The following is a 14,892-nucleotide window of genomic DNA, read 5'->3' on the forward strand; positions in this document are numbered from 1 at the left end:
CGGCACGTACCCGGGCAAGCCCGCCCCGCGCGCGGCGGCCTTGCGCGCGGGTTCGATCCGCGCGAGAAACGCTGTCGAAACAATGACGGACGACGGGCGGGAACGCCCGCAGGGCAAGGGAGATCGGAACGCATGGGCATCAGGTTCGACGGACGGGTCGCGATCGTCACGGGCGCGGGCGGCGGGCTTGGCCGCGCGCACGCGCTGGCCTTCGCCGGGCGGGGCGCGAAGGTCGTGGTCAACGACCTGGGCGGCGCGGTCGACGGCACCGGCGGCTCTTCCGACGCTGCGAAGGCCGTGGTGGAGGAAATCCGCGCGGCAGGCGGCGAGGCGGTCGCCAACGGCTCCTCCGTGACCGACGAGGCAGGCGTCGCGCGGCTCGTCCAGGACGCGATGGACGCCTATGGCCGCATCGACATCCTGGTGAACAACGCGGGCATCCTGCGCGACAAGACGTTCGCCAAGATGACGCTCGAAGACTTCCGCGCCGTTCTCGACGTGCACCTGATGGGGGCTGCCATCTGCTCGCACGCGGTGTGGCCGGTGATGCGCGACCAGGGCTATGGACGGATCGTGATGACCACGTCCACGAGCGGCCTCTACGGCAATTTCGGGCAGGCGAACTATGGCGCGGGCAAGATGGGCCAGGTCGGCCTGATGCAGACGCTGAAGATCGAGGGCGAGAAGTACAACATCCGCGTCAACGCGGTTGCCCCCGTCGCAGCGACCCGCATGACGGAGGACCTGCTGCCGGAGGATTTCCTGAAGCTGCTGCAGCCGGAGCGGGTCTCGCCCGCGGTCCTCTACCTCGCGAGCGAGGACGCTCCCACGGGCGCGATCATGATGGCGGGCGCGGGGCATTTCGCCATGACGCGGCTGCAGGAATCGCCGGGCGTGGTGATCCCCGGCGCGCCGACCGTCGACGACGTTGTGGCGAACCTCGACCGGATCTCGGACTTCACGAGCGCGAACAATTTCCGCATCGGGCCTGAGCAGACGGGCCACGTCTTCCAGACGGTCAGCGCGGCCAACAAGGGCTAAGACGGCAAGGGGGCAGCCGCGGCAGGCTGCCCCATTTCCATGCCCCGGTGCCGGCTGTCAGGCGACCGGCATGCGGGGACCGTTCTTCCTGCGCCGGCGGCGCCGGACGAGCGTGTTGAGCACCTCGACGCCCAGCGAGAAGGCCACCGCGAAGTAGAGGTAGCCCTTGGGGATGTGGAAGTGCATCCCCTCCGCGATCAGCGCGACCGCGATCAGCATCAGGAAGGCGAGCGCCAGCATCTTCACCGTCGGGTTGCGCTGCACGAATTCGCTGACGGGCGCGGCCGCGAGCATCATCACCCCGATGGCAATGACGACCGCCGTGATCATCACCGGCAGGTGGTCGGACATGCCGACCGCAGTCAGGATCGAGTCGAGCGAAAAGACGAGGTCGAGCGCCGCGATCTGCGCGATCACCATGCCAAAGCCCGCATGCACGGTCTGCTCCGCCTTGTGCTCGATCCCCTCGACCATGGAATGGATCTCGCTCGTTGCCTTGGCGAGCAGGAAGAGGCCGCCGCCGAGCAGGATGATGTCGCGCCAGGACATGGCATAGCCCTGGACCTCGATCACCGGCTCCTTCAGCCCGATGATCCAGGCGATGGACGCAAGCAGCGCGATCCGCATGATCAGCGCCAGCGAGAGGCCGATCATGCGCGCCTTCTGCTGCTGCTCCTCCGGCAGTTTCTGCGCGAGGATCGCGATGAAGATGACATTGTCGATCCCGAGCACGATCTCGAGGATCGTCAGCGTGGCAAGGCTGGCCCACGCCTGGGGGTCGGACAGGAGTTCAAGCATCAATCAACTCCGGGGCGAGAGAGGCTGCCTTCCTTCCTAGCAGCCACCGCCCCGGAATTTAACCCCGGTGGAACGCGGGTCTGTCAGGCGGCCGCCTTCGTCCGCCCCGCTGAGGAGAAGCGCTTGAGGTGCCATTCGGTGTCGCCGAACGCCTGCTCGATTGCGGTAAGGCGCTTGAAATAGTGCGGCGCCGTCATCTCCCACGTCATGCCCATGCCGCCGTGCACCTGGATCGCCGTCTGGCCAAGCGCGCGACCCGACTTGCCGGCCATGGCCTTGGCCGCGGACACGGCGCGCGCGCGCTCTCCGGCATTTCCGCCAAGCTTCAAGGTACCCATGTAGGTTGTGGAAATCGCTTCCTCTTTTGCGATCATCATCTCGACAAGCTGGTGCTGGATGACCTGGAACCGGGAGATCGGCTGGCCGAACTGCTTGCGCTCCTTCGCGTAGTCCAGGGTCAGTTCATGCAGGCGCGTCATGACGCCGACGGCCTCCCCGCAGACCGCCGCTGTCGCCTCATCCACCACGGCTGCGATGACGTCGGCCGCCTTGCCGGGCGTGCCGAGCACTGCGTCCGCGCCGACCTCGACGCCGTCGAGGCGCACTTCCGCCGCCCGCGCACCGTCGACCGTGCGATAGGGCCGCCGGGTCAGGCCCGCCGCGCTGGCGGGCACAAGGAACAGCCCTATGCCGTCGCGGTCAGCCGTCGCGCCTGAGACGCGCGCGCTCACGATCAGATGATCCGCCGCCCCGCCGAAGGGAACGAAGGTCTTCTCCCCCGTCAGCCGGTAGCCGTCGCCCGTCTTCTCCGCCTTTGCGGCAACGTGGAAGGGATCGAAGCGCCCCGCGGCCTCATAAAGGCCCGCGGTGTAGACACCCTCGCCGCCCACGATGGCGCCGATGTGCGCGGCGCGCTGCTCCGCGCTTCCCGCATGGCGCAGCAGGCCGCCCGCCAGCACGACGGTCGCCAGATACGGCTCGATCACCAGCGCGCGGCCCAACTCCTCCATCACGACCATAGTGTCGACCGCACCACCGCCGAGGCCGCCGTCCTCCTCCGCGAAGGGCATGGCGAACACGCCCAACTCGGCGAGCTTGCCCCAGATCTCGCGGCTGAACCCCTCCTCCGAGGCGACGATCTTGCGGCGCACGTCGAAGGAATAGGCGTCGGCGAGCATGCGCGACAGCGACTCGCGCAGCATCTCCTGCTCTTCGGTGAACGAGAAATCCATTTCAATTACCGTCAGTTGGGCGTTGTTGTTGAGGTGCGCAGGGGGTGCCGGGCCATCACAGGCCCAGCACCATCTTGGCGATGATGTTACGCTGGATCTCGTTCGTGCCGCCGTAGATCGTCGTCTTGCGCATGTTGAAATAGGCGTTCGCCTTGCCCAGCGCGTGATCGGGGCCGAGCGGCGCGATATTGTCGCCCACGTCCGCCGTACCGTGCGCGTCGACGAGGCCGTAGGGCCCGACCGCCTCCATCGCCAGTTCGGTAATGCGCTGCTGGATCTCCGACCCGCGGATCTTCAGCATGGAGGACTCCGCCCCCGGCCCCTTGCCCGCCGCTTCCTTGGAGAGGGCGCGAAGCTCAGTATATTCGAGCGCGAGCAGATCGACCTCGAGTTCAGCCAGGCGGCGCGCAAAGCCCCAGTCGTCGGCCATCGCCACGCCGCCGGGCTGCTCCAGCGCCGCGATCTCCTTCAGCTTCTCCACCGCCTGCTTGGAGCGCGCGACCGCGGCGATGCCCGTCCGCTCGTGCATCAGCAGGAACTTCGCGTAGGTCCAGCCCTTGTTTTCCTCGCCGACGAGGTTCTCGACCGGCACCTTCACGTCCTCGAAGAAGACCTCGTTCACCTCGTGCTTGCCATCCATCAGGATGATCGGCTTCACGGATATGCCGGGCGTCTTCATGTCGATCAGCAGGAAGGAGATGCCCTCCTGCGGCTTTCCTTCCGTCGAGGTACGCACGAGGCAGAAGATCCAGTCGGCATGCTGGCCGAGCGTCGTCCACGTCTTGGAGCCGTTGACGATGTAATGGTCGCCGTCGCGCACCGCGCGGGTCCGCAGCGAGGCGAGGTCGGAGCCCGACCCCGGCTCCGAATAGCCCTGGCACCACCAGTCCTCGCCCGAGAGGATGCCCGGCAGGAACCGGTCCTTCTGCGCCTGGTTCCCGAAGGTGTAGATGACGGGGCCGACCATGGTCACGCCGAAGGGCAGGATGCGCACGGTGTCGGCGCGGCCCAGTTCCTCCTGGAAGAGGTAGCGCTGCGTCGGCGTCCAGCCCGTGCCGCCGTACTTGACCGGCCACGCCGGCGCGACCCAGCCCTTCCTGGCAAGCACGCGGTGCCAGGAGAGGTAATCCTCCCGCCCGAGTTCAGCGCCGCTGTCCTGCTTGGCGCGCAACTCCGCCGGGTAGTTCTCGGCGATATAGGCGCGGACCTCGTCGCGGAAGGCCTGCTCCTCGGGCGTGAATTCCAGATCCATGAGCGTCGTCGTCCCTTGTTTCTCTCCCCTGCGCAGGAAGGCGGCTGCAGGGGTGACGTTTACGTCAACTTAGAGGTGATCCTAGGGTCAGCCGGGACCGCTGGCAATCCTCAAGCGACGCAATGACGCAAAGCCGGACGCGGCAAGCTCAGGGCCGCGTCACCTCTGCCTGCTCATAGGTGGCCATGCCCGCATGCGCGGCAGCCGCCGCCCGCACCAGCGGGATGGCGAGGGCAGCACCGGCCCCTTCCGGCAGCGTGATGCCGAGGTCGATCAGCGGGGCCTTGCCCATGGCCTCCAGCAGGCGCGCATGGGCGCTGCCGGGCATCAGGTGGGCGACCATGCAATGGTCGAGCGCGTCGGGCCGTATCTTCTGCAGCACGGAAGCGGCCACGCAGGTCACGAACCCGTCGAGCAGCACCGGCATCCGCTGGTAGCGGGCTGCCACGATCGCGCCGGCGATGGCCGCAAGCTCCCGCCCACCCAGCCGCGCGAGCGCGTTCAGCGGATCGGCGAGGTGGCCCGCGTGGGTGTCGAGCGCCTGAACCACGGCCTCCAGCTTGCGCGCGTATCCGGCGTCGTCCTGGCCGGGCTCCCGCTGTGCCCACGCTTCCGGCGCACCGCCGTGGAGCGCGCACGCGAGCGCGGCAGCGGGCGTGCCGTTTGCCACGCCCCAATCCCCGATGCACAGAAGGTCGCCGCCTTGCGCCACCGCCTCCATCCCGAAGGCGATGGTTCCGGCGCAGGTCCGCTCGTCCATCGCGGCTTCCACGCAGATGTCACCCGTCGGCACGTCGAGCGCGAGGTCGAACACCTTCAGCCCAGCTTCGGCCGCGGCAGCCATCTGGTTCACCGCAGCCCCCCCGGCTGCATGGGCGAACACCATCTGCTGCGTGAGGGCGGGGTCCAGCGGGCTGACCCCGCGCGCCGCGACGCCGTGGGTCCCGGCAAAGACGCAGACCTGCGGCTGCAGTACCTTCGGCGGGTGCGTCCCCTGCCAGGCCGCCAGCCATTCGGCAATTTCCTCCAGCCGGCCCAGGGAGCCCGCGGGCTTGATAAGTTCCGCCTCGCGCGCGCGCACCTTGTCCACGGCGGCCGAGTCGGCGCCGGGCATGCCGCGCACCACGTTGCGGATGTCGTCGAAAGGCAGGCCGGTCGGGCCGCGCGTGTCGGTTGTCATGCGTTCTTGTCCTCTGCCGGGCGGTCCCGCGCCTGATAGACCGGCGACGGTCCCGGCACAAGGGAGAGGCCGGGCTTGCCGCCTGCGCCCCTTCGCCCCATCTTCGCGGTTCGGAGCAGCCGGAGGGGCGTATGAGCCGGATCAAATCCCCATGCGTGAAGATCTGCGTCGTGCACAGCGGCACCGGGTTCTGCGTCGGCTGCCACCGCACGCCGGAGGAAATCGGCCGATGGGTACGCATGAGCGATGCCGAGCGCGAGGAAATCATGGCCGCCCTGCCCGCCCGCGCACACGCACACAAGGCCGCCCACGCCCGCCCGTCGCGGCGCCGGCGCGCCCGTGGCTGACATGGCCAGAAGATTCCGGATTTCGGAAAGTTTTATTTAATCTGTCCGCGGCATCCTTCCCCCTGATTGTACCAGTATCAGGGGATCGGCCATGACACGCCATCAGTTCGCCAGCGCCGGGTTTCTTGCCGTTGCAAGCCTGTTCGCGCTCGGCGCGCATCTGTCCGCGCTTCCTGTCGAGGCGGCCTCGACCGAGGGGCAGGTCGCCATCGCGCGCGGTGCGAGCGGTCATTTCGTCACGACCGGCCATATCGATGGCGCCCCCGTCGAGTTCATGGTGGATACCGGCGCCACGCTGGTCGCGCTGACCGCACGCGATGCGCGCCGCGCCGGCCTGGCGCCGCACAGTCTCGTCTACGACCGTATCGCTGTCAGTCCTGCCGGCGCGATGGCTGTTGCCACGGTCCGCCTGCGGGAATTGCGCATCGGCGAGCTGACGCTTCACGACATCGAGGCAGCCGTCACCCAGGCGGAGGACGGCCACTCCCTTCTCGGCCTCAATGCACTTGCCGCGCTTGAACGGGTCGAGATCAAGGGCGATACCTTGACGCTCACCCGCTGACCGCACATCCGAGTTTCAGGAGCCTTCCGCCCGATGAAGCCGCGCGCCGATATCCGCCCGAACACGCTGGAAAACGAGGTGGAGGCGCTGGTCGTCCCCACCGGCTTCCGGGAATATGACGCCCGCTGGCTCTATCCCGAGCAGATCAATCTGCTGGGCATCCAGGCGTTGGGCCTTGGCCTCGGCACACAGCTCCACGAGGCGGGTGTCGCGCCGAAGATCGTGGTGGGCCACGACTACCGCTCCTACTCGCTCTCCATCAAGCAGGCGCTGACCGTCGGCCTGATGGCGGCGGGCGTCGAGGTGCACGACATCGGCCTCGCGCTGTCGCCGACCGCCTATTTCGCGCAGTTCGCGCTCGACGTGCCAGCTGTCGCAATGGTGACGGCAAGCCACAATGCGAACGGCTGGACCGGCGTGAAGATCGGCATGGAGCGCCCCCTCACTCACGGTCCCGACGAGATGGCACGGCTGCGGGACATCGTGCTGAACGGCGAGGGCATGACACGCCCCGGCGGCGGCTATGTCCGCGTCCAGGGCATGCGCGAGCGCCACATCGCCGACGTGGCGGGGTCCGTGCGGATCAAGCGGAAGCTCAAGGCCGTTGTCGCCACCGGCAACGGCACGGCAGGCGCCTTCGCCCCCGACGTGTTGCGTCGTGTCGGCGTCGAGGTGATCGAGCGGCACACCGCGCTCGACCATTCCTTCCCGCACTACAATCCCAACCCCGAAGACCTGAAGATGCTGCACGACGTCGCCGAGATGGTGCGTGCGCACGGCGCAGACATCGGCCTGGCCTTCGACGGCGACGGTGACCGTTGCGGCGTCGTGGACAACGAGGGCGAGGAGATCTTCGCCGACAAGATGGGCGTAATCCTGGCCCGCGACCTCGCCCGCCTGCACGCGAAGCCGACGTTCGTCGTGGACGTGAAGTCGACGGGCCTCTTCGCCGCCGACCCGGTGCTGCAGTCGCTGGGCGTCACCGCCGACTACTGGAAGACCGGGCACAGCTACATCAAGCGGCGGGTCAATGCGCTGGGGGCGCTCGCGGGCTTCGAGAAGTCCGGGCACTTCTTCTTCAACGCGCCGATCGGCCGCGGTTACGACGACGGACTGGTGACGGCGGTCGCGGTGTGCGAGCTGCTCGACCGCAACCCGGACATGACGATGGCCGACCTGCGCCGCGCTCTGCCGCGGACCTGGGGGTCGCCCACCATGTCGCCCGCGTGCGCCGATACGGAGAAGTATGGGGTCGTCGACCGCGTGGTCGCCTGGTTTCGCGATCTGAAGGAGACGCGCGGAACGCTGATCGGCCAGCCGATCGCCGACGTGAACACCGTCAACGGCGTGCGCATCACCGTCGCCGATGGCACATGGGGCCTCGTTCGGGCCTCCTCGAACACGCCAAATCTCGTGGTCGTCGTTGAAAGCCCCGTCTCGGAAGAGAACATGCGCGCGATGTTCGCCGAGATCGATGCGGTCCTGTCGGCGCAGCCCGAGGTGGGAAAATATGATCAGAAGCTCTGAAAATTTTAGCCGTTTACCAACTCCTTTAGACAAGTGTTGACGCTTCCGGCCCCAATCTTGCGTAACCCGATGGCTGTTGTGTCCTTTTGGAGTTGCGTATCATGCGGGCCTCACGGTTCCTCCCGAACGATCGTGGCGCTGTTGCGGTCATCTTCTCAATAACGTTCATGGCGGTTGGCGGGCTCGCGGGTGCGGCGTTCGACTACAGCCGCATGACATCGACCCAGAAACACCTGCAGACGGCTGCTGATGCTGCAGCGCTGGCAGGCGCGCGCGTGGCCGCAGACGGCGGCGCCACGGGGGCCCAGAAGAAGGCGGCCAGGGAGAGCTTTGCTGCGAACTGCACGATGGCGTTCTGCGACCTGGCCGAAAAGCCGACTGTCGACACCAAGGGCGAGGTGATCACCGTCACCGCCAATGCCACGGTCCCCGCAACCCTGCTTCAGCTCGTCGGCATCGAAAGTCTGCGGGCAGACGCCACATCGCAGGCAACCTTCGGACTGGGCCAGTTCGTGGACGCCCATTTCGTCGTGGACGTGAGCGGCTCGTTCGAGTTCGCCGACGATCTCGCCGAGGCGGACCGGATGCGGCTCAACTACCGGCGGACGATCGACTGGGGCGTCGGCTGCTCCTTCGCCTGCCACGACGCGGTCGACATGTTCGGCCTCAACGTCACCTACAACGGCAAGACAGCGAACCAGATCGCCCGTGACGAGGGCATCTACCTCCGCATCGACCGGGTGCGCGATTCCCTGATCGGTCTTGCGGAAGCCATCGAGGCGACCAATTCCGGCGAGCATATCCGGCTCGGCCTCTTCACCTTCGACGACGAGGTCAAGCGGATCGTGACACCGTCGGAAGGCATCCCCGCCCTGAAGATGAAGCTCGAGGATCTCGACACCCGGTCGCACGCGACCGACTTCGATCCTGTACTGTCCTTCGTGAAGTCGAGGGTAGGCCCGGCGGGCGACGGCACGAAGGCGAAGCCGAAACAGGTCGTCGTCCTCATCACGGACGGCGTGCAGCACAGCGACGTCACGCTGGAGAACGTGATGCCGATCGACGTATCCAAGTGCACCAACCTGAAAGATGCCGGCTACGAGCTTTATGTCATGCATATCGAGTACCCGGAGCGGACCGCGATCTATCCGCTCGTGAACTCGGAGATGCCGGTGTTCTACGTGCTCGATCCGCAGCGCGGCGCGATCATCCAGGCGCTGAAGGACTGCGCCTCGCCGGGCCGTTTCTACGAGGGCAAGTACGCCTCGACGATCACGGACGCACTGCTCGACATCGCGGGCGAGATCGCGGGCGACGGCGAGCTTCGGCTGATCAAGTAGGTCCCTACCAGATGCCGGAGAGCATCCGGAACGCCATCAGCGCCAGGAACACGGCGAAGGCACGGCGCAGCGCCTTCATGCTGATCTTGTGATTGGCGGCTACACCCAGCGGTGCGGTCAGGATCGTGATCGGCACGATCAGCGCGAAGGCCACGAAGTTCACATAGCCGAGCGAAAACGGCGGCAGGCCCGGCGCGTCGAGGCCCTGGTACATCAGCACCAGCGCGCCGGGGATCGAGGTCGCAAGGCCGAGCCCCGCCGCCGTTCCGACCGCGCGGCGGATGTCGATGCCGTAGAGCGTCATCGCCGGCACGCCGAGGCCGCCGACTCCGAGCCCCATCATCACCGCGACCCCGCCGACCAGCGTGCCAATGGCCCAGCGCAAGAACTCCGGTAGGCGGGTGGAGATACGCCATTCCTCCTTGCCGAACGCCATGTTGAGCGCAAGCACGATGGCCACGACGCCGAAAACGCCGCGCAGGCTCGCGCCCGCGATGACGCTGGCGATCACCGCGCCCGCACTCGCCCCGATGACGATCCAGGGCGCCCAGGCCTTCGCCACCTCCGGGTCGAAGGAGCCGCGCTTGTAGTGGCTGCGGGCCGAGCGGATCGCCGTCACGACGACGGTCGCGAGCGAGGTGCCGACCGATAGCCGGATGGCCGTTTCGTCCGGCACGCCGATGGAGGTGAAGATCTTGTCGAGGATGGGCACGAGGATCATGCCCCCGCCGATACCCAGAAGCCCCGCCATGAAGCCGACGAACGCCGCCGTCACGCCGATGGCCGCGACCGCAAGCGCGATCTCCGGCCCCGTCAGCCCCCCGATGTCGATCATGCGGCGTCCGCCTCGTCCCGTGCGTTTCTTGGTCTTGCTTGCGCGGGTGTGTCTTCGGGCACGTGGGCGGCGGCGTCAAGGAGCGTCTGGGGCCCTGCATCGCACCCATGCATGTGCTCCGACAGGTGGCGGCGGTAGGCGCGCGCGCCGGGCAGCCCCGAGAAGAGGCCCAGCATGTGCCGCCCGATGGCGTTGAGGGGCACGCCGTCGCCCATCCGCGCCTCGGCATACTCCGCCATGGCGCGCACGACCTCGTGCCGGGTGGGCACGGGCGCGGGATCGGCGAAGATGCGCGCGTCGGCCCCCGCCAGCATGAAGGGGTCCTCATAGGCCGCGCGCCCGATCATCGCGCCGTCGACGCGGGCGAGGTGCTCCTCCGCCTCGTCCAGCGTGCGGATGCCGCCGTTGATGACGATCTCGAGGTCCGGGTTCTCCGCCTTGATCGCGTGCACGAGCGGGTAGTCGAGCGGCGGGATCGTCCGGTTCTCCTTGGGGCTGAGGCCCTTGAGCCAGGCCTTGCGGGCATGGATCGTCAGCGAGCGCACGCCCGCCCCGCGCATGGCCGCGACGAAGGTGCGCAGCATGACCGAAGGGTCCGCGTCGTCGACGCCGATGCGCGTCTTGACGGTCACGGGTATGTCGACGGCGGCCTGCATCGCCGCGACGCACCGCGCCACAAGCTCCGGCTCGGCCATCAGGCAGGCGCCGAAGCGGCCCGACTGCACCCGGTCGGACGGGCAGCCGACGTTCAGGTTGATCTCTGCATAGCCCCAGTCGGCGCCGATCCGCGCGGCCTCGGCAAGCTTCTCGGGCTCCGACCCGCCAAGCTGCAAGGCGACCGGCTGCTCCACCGGATCGAAGCCCAGAAGGCGCGCGCGGTCGCCCCGGATCGCGGCGTCGGCCACCACCATCTCGGTATAGAGCAGCGTGCGGCGCGAGATCATCCGCGCCATCCGCCGATAGTGCCGGTCCGTCCACTCCATCATCGGCGCGACGGAGAGGCGGCGGGAGAGAGGTGCGCTCATCTCACGCAACCGCCGGTTCGGTGAGGTCCTCGAGCAAGTTGGCGAGTTCCGCCGCGCTTGCCTCCACGCTCTTGTGGCTCGTGTCGAGGCGGGCCTCGGCCCGGGAATAGAGCCGCTCGCGGGCGTCGAGGATCGCGCGCAACTCGTCCATGGCCGACGGATTGCCCGCCATCGGGCGGCGGTCGCCCTGCGCGCGCACCCGCTCCATATGCTCCTCGGGCGTCGCGCGCAGCCAGACCGTGTGGAAGGCGTCGAGGAGCATCTCGAACGTCTCCGGCTCCGCCACGATCCCACCCGCGACCGCCAGCACGCAGGCCCGGTGCCGGGCAACGACCAGTTTGAGGCAGCGCTGTTCCAGCCGCCGGTAGCCGTCCTGGCCGTAAAGCGAGAAGATTTCCGCTATGGCGAGGCCGCTTTCGGCCTCGATCTCCCTGTTGAGTTCGACGAAGGGCAGGCCCATCCGCTCCGCCACCGCGCGGCCCAGCGTGGACTTACCCGCCCCGCGCAAGCCGATCAGCGCGAACCGTCCGGCCTTCAGGCCGCCGCCGCCGCGCCGCATCTCGGTCAGGATGGCCGACAGCCGCGCCCGCTCCTCCGGCGTGGCCTGGCGTACCGCGTCGAGGAGGGAGAGAAGCTCCGCATCGCCCGCGCCGCCGGATTCGTCCACGAAATCCTCCAGCCGCCGCCCGGTCGCGCGCGCCACCTGCCGCAGCAGCAGGATGGAAATGTTCCCCGCGCCGGTCTCAAGCTGCGCGAGGTAGCGTTCCGACACGCCCGAGGCCTGCGCCAGCATCTTGCGCGACATGGAAAGCCGCGTGCGCGCGGTGCGCACCCGCTGGCCGACGAGCGCGAGGAAGGCCGCATCGTCCGATGCGCCGTCGCCCGCCCGCACCGATGGCGCGGTCATGCCTGCCGCGGATGTGTTCGCCGGTCTCGCCACTGCTCTCGCCCCTGCCCGCCCGGTTCGCGCGTCGAACCGGCACTATATCGCATCCTTGTGGCCCATGCGGCGCGAAATGGCAAGGCAGCGCGGCGCGGACCTCAATAGGTCTCGACGTGATAGCGCCCGCTTGCGCGCATCACCGGCTTGATCGTGGCCCAGTCGAGCCCGTGCTTGCGGCAGATGTCGGCCAGCGCCTCGTCCACGCCCGTCTCCATGCCCTTGAGCCCGCAGATGTAGATGTGCGTCCTGTCGGAGGTCAGCAGCCCGCTCAACGCCTCACCGTTCACGCGCATCCGGTCCTGCACGTATTCCTTCGGGCTGTCCGGCACGCGCGAATAGACGAGGTGCTGCTCCATCAGCGCGGGGGGCACCTTCTTCAGCGGCCCGAAATAGGGAAGCTCGCCGGGCGTGCGCGCGCCGAAATAGAGGATCAGCTTGCCGGGCGCGCCGGGCATGGCGCGGCGGCGGCGCTCGGTGAACGCGCGGAAGGGCGCCGAGCCCGTGCCCGTGCAGATCATCACGATGTTGGCGGAGGGGTCGTTCGGCATGAGGAAGGTGCCGCCGAACGGGCCCGTCACCTGCACCTCGTCGCCCTTCTTCAGGTCGCAGAGGTAGTTGGAGCACACGCCCCCTTCCTCCCGCTTCACGGTGAGGGCGAGGTTGTTGGCGTTGCGCTTCTCCCCGTCGCGCGCGCTCGCCACGGAATAGAGGCGGATGTCGTGCGGGCGGCCGTCGGGCTTCGTCCCCGGCGGCACGATGCCGACGCTCTGCCCCTCCAGAACGGGAAACACCTGCTCCCCGAAGGACAGGATGATGTGGCGGACGTCGCTCCCCGTCCCCTCGTCGGTGATGCGGTAGTTGCCCTGCACCCTGGCGACCGCGGGCCGGGTGCGGGAATAGAGGTTGATCGAGGGCTTGTCGGCGCTGGCGGGCGCTGCGGGCTTGCCGCCGGTCCCTTCGTGCGCGCGGGCGAGCAGCGAGCTGATCTCGTCCTCCATCGCCTCGGCGAGCGCGCCGGTGTCCGCCTCGCCCAGGTCCTGTTGCTCCGGCAGTTCGTCCCAGGAGAACTGGTCCTGGAGCGAATAGGGCTCCATCACCATGCGCCAGTTGTCGATGGAGCCCGTCGGGCACGGCGCGATGCAGTCCATGCAGTAGTTGCACTTGGCCGCGTCCACGACGACGTTGTTGTCGTCGTGGGTGATCGCGTCGATCGGGCACATCTCCTCGCAGGTGTAGCACCGGATGCAGATTTCCGGGTCGATCAGGTGTTGCTTGATCGGGGTCTTCTGTGGCGCGTTCATCGCAAGGTGTCCCGCTCGGTCCGGCAAGGTCAGGCGTGCAGCCGCACGTACTCGAAATCGCCGGGCTGGTTGTCGATGCCGACCTTCGGCGCGGCGATCCAGCCCGCGTACTGGCCGGGCTTGGACACCGGCGTCATCAGCGAGTGGATGAAGTCGCCGTCGGCCTTCGACGGCAGCCACTTGTCGCGGTTTGCGTCCCATTCGGCCTTGGTGATCACCTTGCCCTCGGGCGAGACGTGCACGTTCGCGAAGGCGCCGATGTGGCGGTGGAACGCCTCGTGCGGCAGGGTCAGGCGGAAGTTGACGCCCGCCTTCTCGATGATCTTGTTCCAGCGCTCCACGCCCTTGGCGGCGTCCTTCGCATAGTCGTCGCGCAGGCGCATGTTGAGCGCGGTGAGCGCCGGCTCCTCCACCAGCTTCACCTCGCCGTCCACCAGCTTGAGAACCGGATAGGTCGCGTTCAGCAGGCGGTGGTCGTCGTCGATCTTCGTCTCCTGGTAGCGGCCCTTGAGGCCAGCGTTGAAGGCGTTCGCGGCGTTCGTCGAAACCTCGGACCCGAAGAGGTCGAGCGACAGCGTGTAGTGCAGGTTCGCCTTCTTCTGGATCGTCGGCAGGTCGATGACACCCAGCGCGCGCACCCTCTCGATGTCGTAGGGGTCGGCGATACCCGCCTCGTTCATCGCCTCGCAAGTGCGCTGGATGGTGCGGCCCACGCCCGTCTCGCCCACGAACATGTGGTGGGCCTCCTCGGTCAGCATGAAGCGGCAGGTGCGCGACAGCGGGTCGAAGCCCGACTGCGCGAGGCTCTCCAGCTGCATCTTGCCGTCGCGGTCGGTGAAATAGGTGAACATGAAGAAGGACAGCCAGTCCGGCGTCTCCTCGTTGAAGGCACCGAGCATGCGCGGCTTGTCCACGTCGCCGGAGCGGCGCTTGAGCAGTTCGTTCGCCTCCTCCCGGCCGTCCGAGCCGAAATACTTCTGCAGCAGATAGACCATGGCCCAGAGGTGGCGGCCCTCCTCCACGTTCACCTGGAAGAGGTTGCGCATGTCGTAGAGCGACGGCGCGGTCTTGCCGAGGTGGCGCTGCTGCTCGACCGAGGCGGGCTCCGTATCGCCCTGGATCACGATGAGGCGGCGCAGCATGGCGCGGTACTCGCCCGGCACCTCCTGCCAGGCGGGCTCACCCAGATGCGCACCGAAGGGGATCTTGCGGTCCTGCTCCTGCGGGGCGAGCAGGATGCCCCAGCGGTACTCCGGCATGCGGACATAGTCGAACTTCGCCCAGCCCTTCGGATCGACGCCGACGGCGGTGCGCAGGTAGACGAGGCTCTCCTGGAAGCCTTCCGGCCCCATGTCCTTCCACCAGTCGAGGTAGCCGGGGTGCCAGCGCTCCAGCGCCTTCAGCACGCGGCGGTCTTCCGACAGGCCGACATTGTTGGGGATCTGCGTGTCGTAGCTGACGTTCATCTGGTCGAACATGGGCGTGCTCCCTTGAGGCGTATTTCGGACG

Annotated in this window: 14 protein-coding genes; 5 read left to right on the plus strand and 9 right to left on the minus strand. The window is 67.8% G+C overall.

Translation table 11 applies throughout. From position 1 onward, the window contains the following. The first annotated feature begins 132 nt into the window (after positions 1–132). On the plus strand, positions 133–1,041 hold the full coding sequence (locus NJQ99_RS05470) for an SDR family oxidoreductase (protein WP_269331779.1): 909 nt from the start codon (positions 133–135) through the stop codon (positions 1,039–1,041). A gap of 57 nt (positions 1,042–1,098) precedes the next feature. On the opposite strand, the gene NJQ99_RS05475 is transcribed toward NJQ99_RS05470, so the two are convergent. The 4 genes from NJQ99_RS05475 to NJQ99_RS05490 form a co-directional block, all read right to left on the minus strand. Continuing rightward, complete coding sequence (locus NJQ99_RS05475) at positions 1,099–1,839, minus strand: TerC family protein (protein WP_269331780.1); 741 nt, start codon at positions 1,837–1,839, stop codon at positions 1,099–1,101. Positions 1,840–1,922: 83 nt separating this feature from the next. Then, positions 1,923–3,071, minus strand: a complete 1,149-nt coding sequence (locus NJQ99_RS05480) for an acyl-CoA dehydrogenase family protein (protein WP_269331781.1) — start codon at positions 3,069–3,071, stop codon at positions 1,923–1,925. Positions 3,072–3,126: 55 nt separating this feature from the next. After that, positions 3,127–4,323 (minus strand): acyl-CoA dehydrogenase family protein, encoded by a 1,197-nt coding sequence (locus NJQ99_RS05485; protein WP_269331782.1) that lies wholly within the window; start codon positions 4,321–4,323, stop codon positions 3,127–3,129. Between the two features lie 148 nt (positions 4,324–4,471). Next, a complete protein-coding gene (locus NJQ99_RS05490) occupies positions 4,472–5,503 on the minus strand; it encodes a nicotinate-nucleotide--dimethylbenzimidazole phosphoribosyltransferase (protein ID WP_269331783.1) in 1,032 nt (343 codons plus the stop codon). A gap of 131 nt (positions 5,504–5,634) precedes the next feature. Between NJQ99_RS05490 and NJQ99_RS05495 the strand changes: the two genes are divergently transcribed. The 4 genes from NJQ99_RS05495 (at position 5,635) to NJQ99_RS05510 (ending at position 9,279) form a co-directional block, all read left to right on the plus strand. Continuing rightward, positions 5,635–5,850, plus strand: a complete 216-nt coding sequence (locus tag NJQ99_RS05495; protein ID WP_269331784.1) for a DUF1289 domain-containing protein — start codon at positions 5,635–5,637, stop codon at positions 5,848–5,850. 91 nt (positions 5,851–5,941) lie between these two features. After that, positions 5,942–6,412, plus strand: a complete 471-nt coding sequence (locus NJQ99_RS05500) for a retropepsin-like aspartic protease family protein (RefSeq protein WP_269331785.1) — start codon at positions 5,942–5,944, stop codon at positions 6,410–6,412. A 33-nt stretch (positions 6,413–6,445) separates the two neighbouring features. Next, complete coding sequence (locus tag NJQ99_RS05505; RefSeq protein WP_269331786.1) at positions 6,446–7,939, plus strand: phosphomannomutase/phosphoglucomutase; 1,494 nt, start codon at positions 6,446–6,448, stop codon at positions 7,937–7,939. A 101-nt stretch (positions 7,940–8,040) separates the two neighbouring features. After that, entirely contained in the window at positions 8,041–9,279 is a 1,239-nt protein-coding gene (locus NJQ99_RS05510; protein WP_269331787.1) for a TadE/TadG family type IV pilus assembly protein, read from the plus strand. Positions 9,280–9,283: 4 nt separating this feature from the next. Here the strand turns inward: NJQ99_RS05510 and NJQ99_RS05515 are convergent, their stop codons facing one another. The 5 genes from NJQ99_RS05515 to boxB form a co-directional block, all read right to left on the minus strand. Then, positions 9,284–10,114 (minus strand): sulfite exporter TauE/SafE family protein, encoded by an 831-nt coding sequence (locus NJQ99_RS05515; protein ID WP_269331788.1) that lies wholly within the window; start codon positions 10,112–10,114, stop codon positions 9,284–9,286. Continuing rightward, positions 10,111–11,139, minus strand: a complete 1,029-nt coding sequence (gene dusA / locus NJQ99_RS05520) for a tRNA dihydrouridine(20/20a) synthase DusA (protein ID WP_269331789.1) — start codon at positions 11,137–11,139, stop codon at positions 10,111–10,113. The genes NJQ99_RS05515 and dusA overlap by 4 nt, the downstream gene beginning before the upstream one ends. Before the next feature lies 1 nt (position 11,140). After that, positions 11,141–12,046, minus strand: a complete 906-nt coding sequence (locus NJQ99_RS05525) for a helix-turn-helix transcriptional regulator (RefSeq protein WP_269331790.1) — start codon at positions 12,044–12,046, stop codon at positions 11,141–11,143. 134 nt (positions 12,047–12,180) lie between these two features. After that, entirely contained in the window at positions 12,181–13,383 is a 1,203-nt protein-coding gene (gene boxA / locus NJQ99_RS05530) for a benzoyl-CoA 2,3-epoxidase subunit BoxA (protein WP_269331791.1), read from the minus strand. Between the two features lie 29 nt (positions 13,384–13,412). Then, on the minus strand, positions 13,413–14,849 hold the full coding sequence (boxB, locus tag NJQ99_RS05535; RefSeq protein WP_269332083.1) for a benzoyl-CoA 2,3-epoxidase subunit BoxB: 1,437 nt from the start codon (positions 14,847–14,849) through the stop codon (positions 13,413–13,415). Between the last annotated feature and the right edge of the window lie 43 nt (positions 14,850–14,892).

The sequence above is a fragment of the Futiania mangrovi genome (assembly GCF_024158125.1).
In the GTDB taxonomy this organism is placed as follows: Bacteria; Pseudomonadota; Alphaproteobacteria; order Futianiales; family Futianiaceae; genus Futiania; species Futiania mangrovi.

Coding starts and splice junctions, on each gene's coding strand:
- NJQ99_RS05470 (WP_269331779.1), top strand. CDS start 133: ATGGGCATCAGGTTCGACGGACGGGTCGCGATCGTCACGGGCGCGGGC.
- NJQ99_RS05475 (WP_269331780.1), bottom strand. CDS start 1,839: ATGCTTGAACTCCTGTCCGACCCCCAGGCGTGGGCCAGCCTTGCCACG.
- NJQ99_RS05480 (WP_269331781.1), bottom strand. CDS start 3,071: ATGGATTTCTCGTTCACCGAAGAGCAGGAGATGCTGCGCGAGTCGCTG.
- NJQ99_RS05485 (WP_269331782.1), bottom strand. CDS start 4,323: ATGGATCTGGAATTCACGCCCGAGGAGCAGGCCTTCCGCGACGAGGTC.
- NJQ99_RS05490 (WP_269331783.1), bottom strand. CDS start 5,503: ATGACAACCGACACGCGCGGCCCGACCGGCCTGCCTTTCGACGACATC.
- NJQ99_RS05495 (WP_269331784.1), top strand. CDS start 5,635: ATGAGCCGGATCAAATCCCCATGCGTGAAGATCTGCGTCGTGCACAGC.
- NJQ99_RS05500 (WP_269331785.1), top strand. CDS start 5,942: ATGACACGCCATCAGTTCGCCAGCGCCGGGTTTCTTGCCGTTGCAAGC.
- NJQ99_RS05505 (WP_269331786.1), top strand. CDS start 6,446: ATGAAGCCGCGCGCCGATATCCGCCCGAACACGCTGGAAAACGAGGTG.
- NJQ99_RS05510 (WP_269331787.1), top strand. CDS start 8,041: ATGCGGGCCTCACGGTTCCTCCCGAACGATCGTGGCGCTGTTGCGGTC.
- NJQ99_RS05515 (WP_269331788.1), bottom strand. CDS start 10,114: ATGATCGACATCGGGGGGCTGACGGGGCCGGAGATCGCGCTTGCGGTC.
- dusA (WP_269331789.1), bottom strand. CDS start 11,139: ATGAGCGCACCTCTCTCCCGCCGCCTCTCCGTCGCGCCGATGATGGAG.
- NJQ99_RS05525 (WP_269331790.1), bottom strand. CDS start 12,046: ATGACCGCGCCATCGGTGCGGGCGGGCGACGGCGCATCGGACGATGCG.
- boxA (WP_269331791.1), bottom strand. CDS start 13,383: ATGAACGCGCCACAGAAGACCCCGATCAAGCAACACCTGATCGACCCG.
- boxB (WP_269332083.1), bottom strand. CDS start 14,849: ATGAACGTCAGCTACGACACGCAGATCCCCAACAATGTCGGCCTGTCG.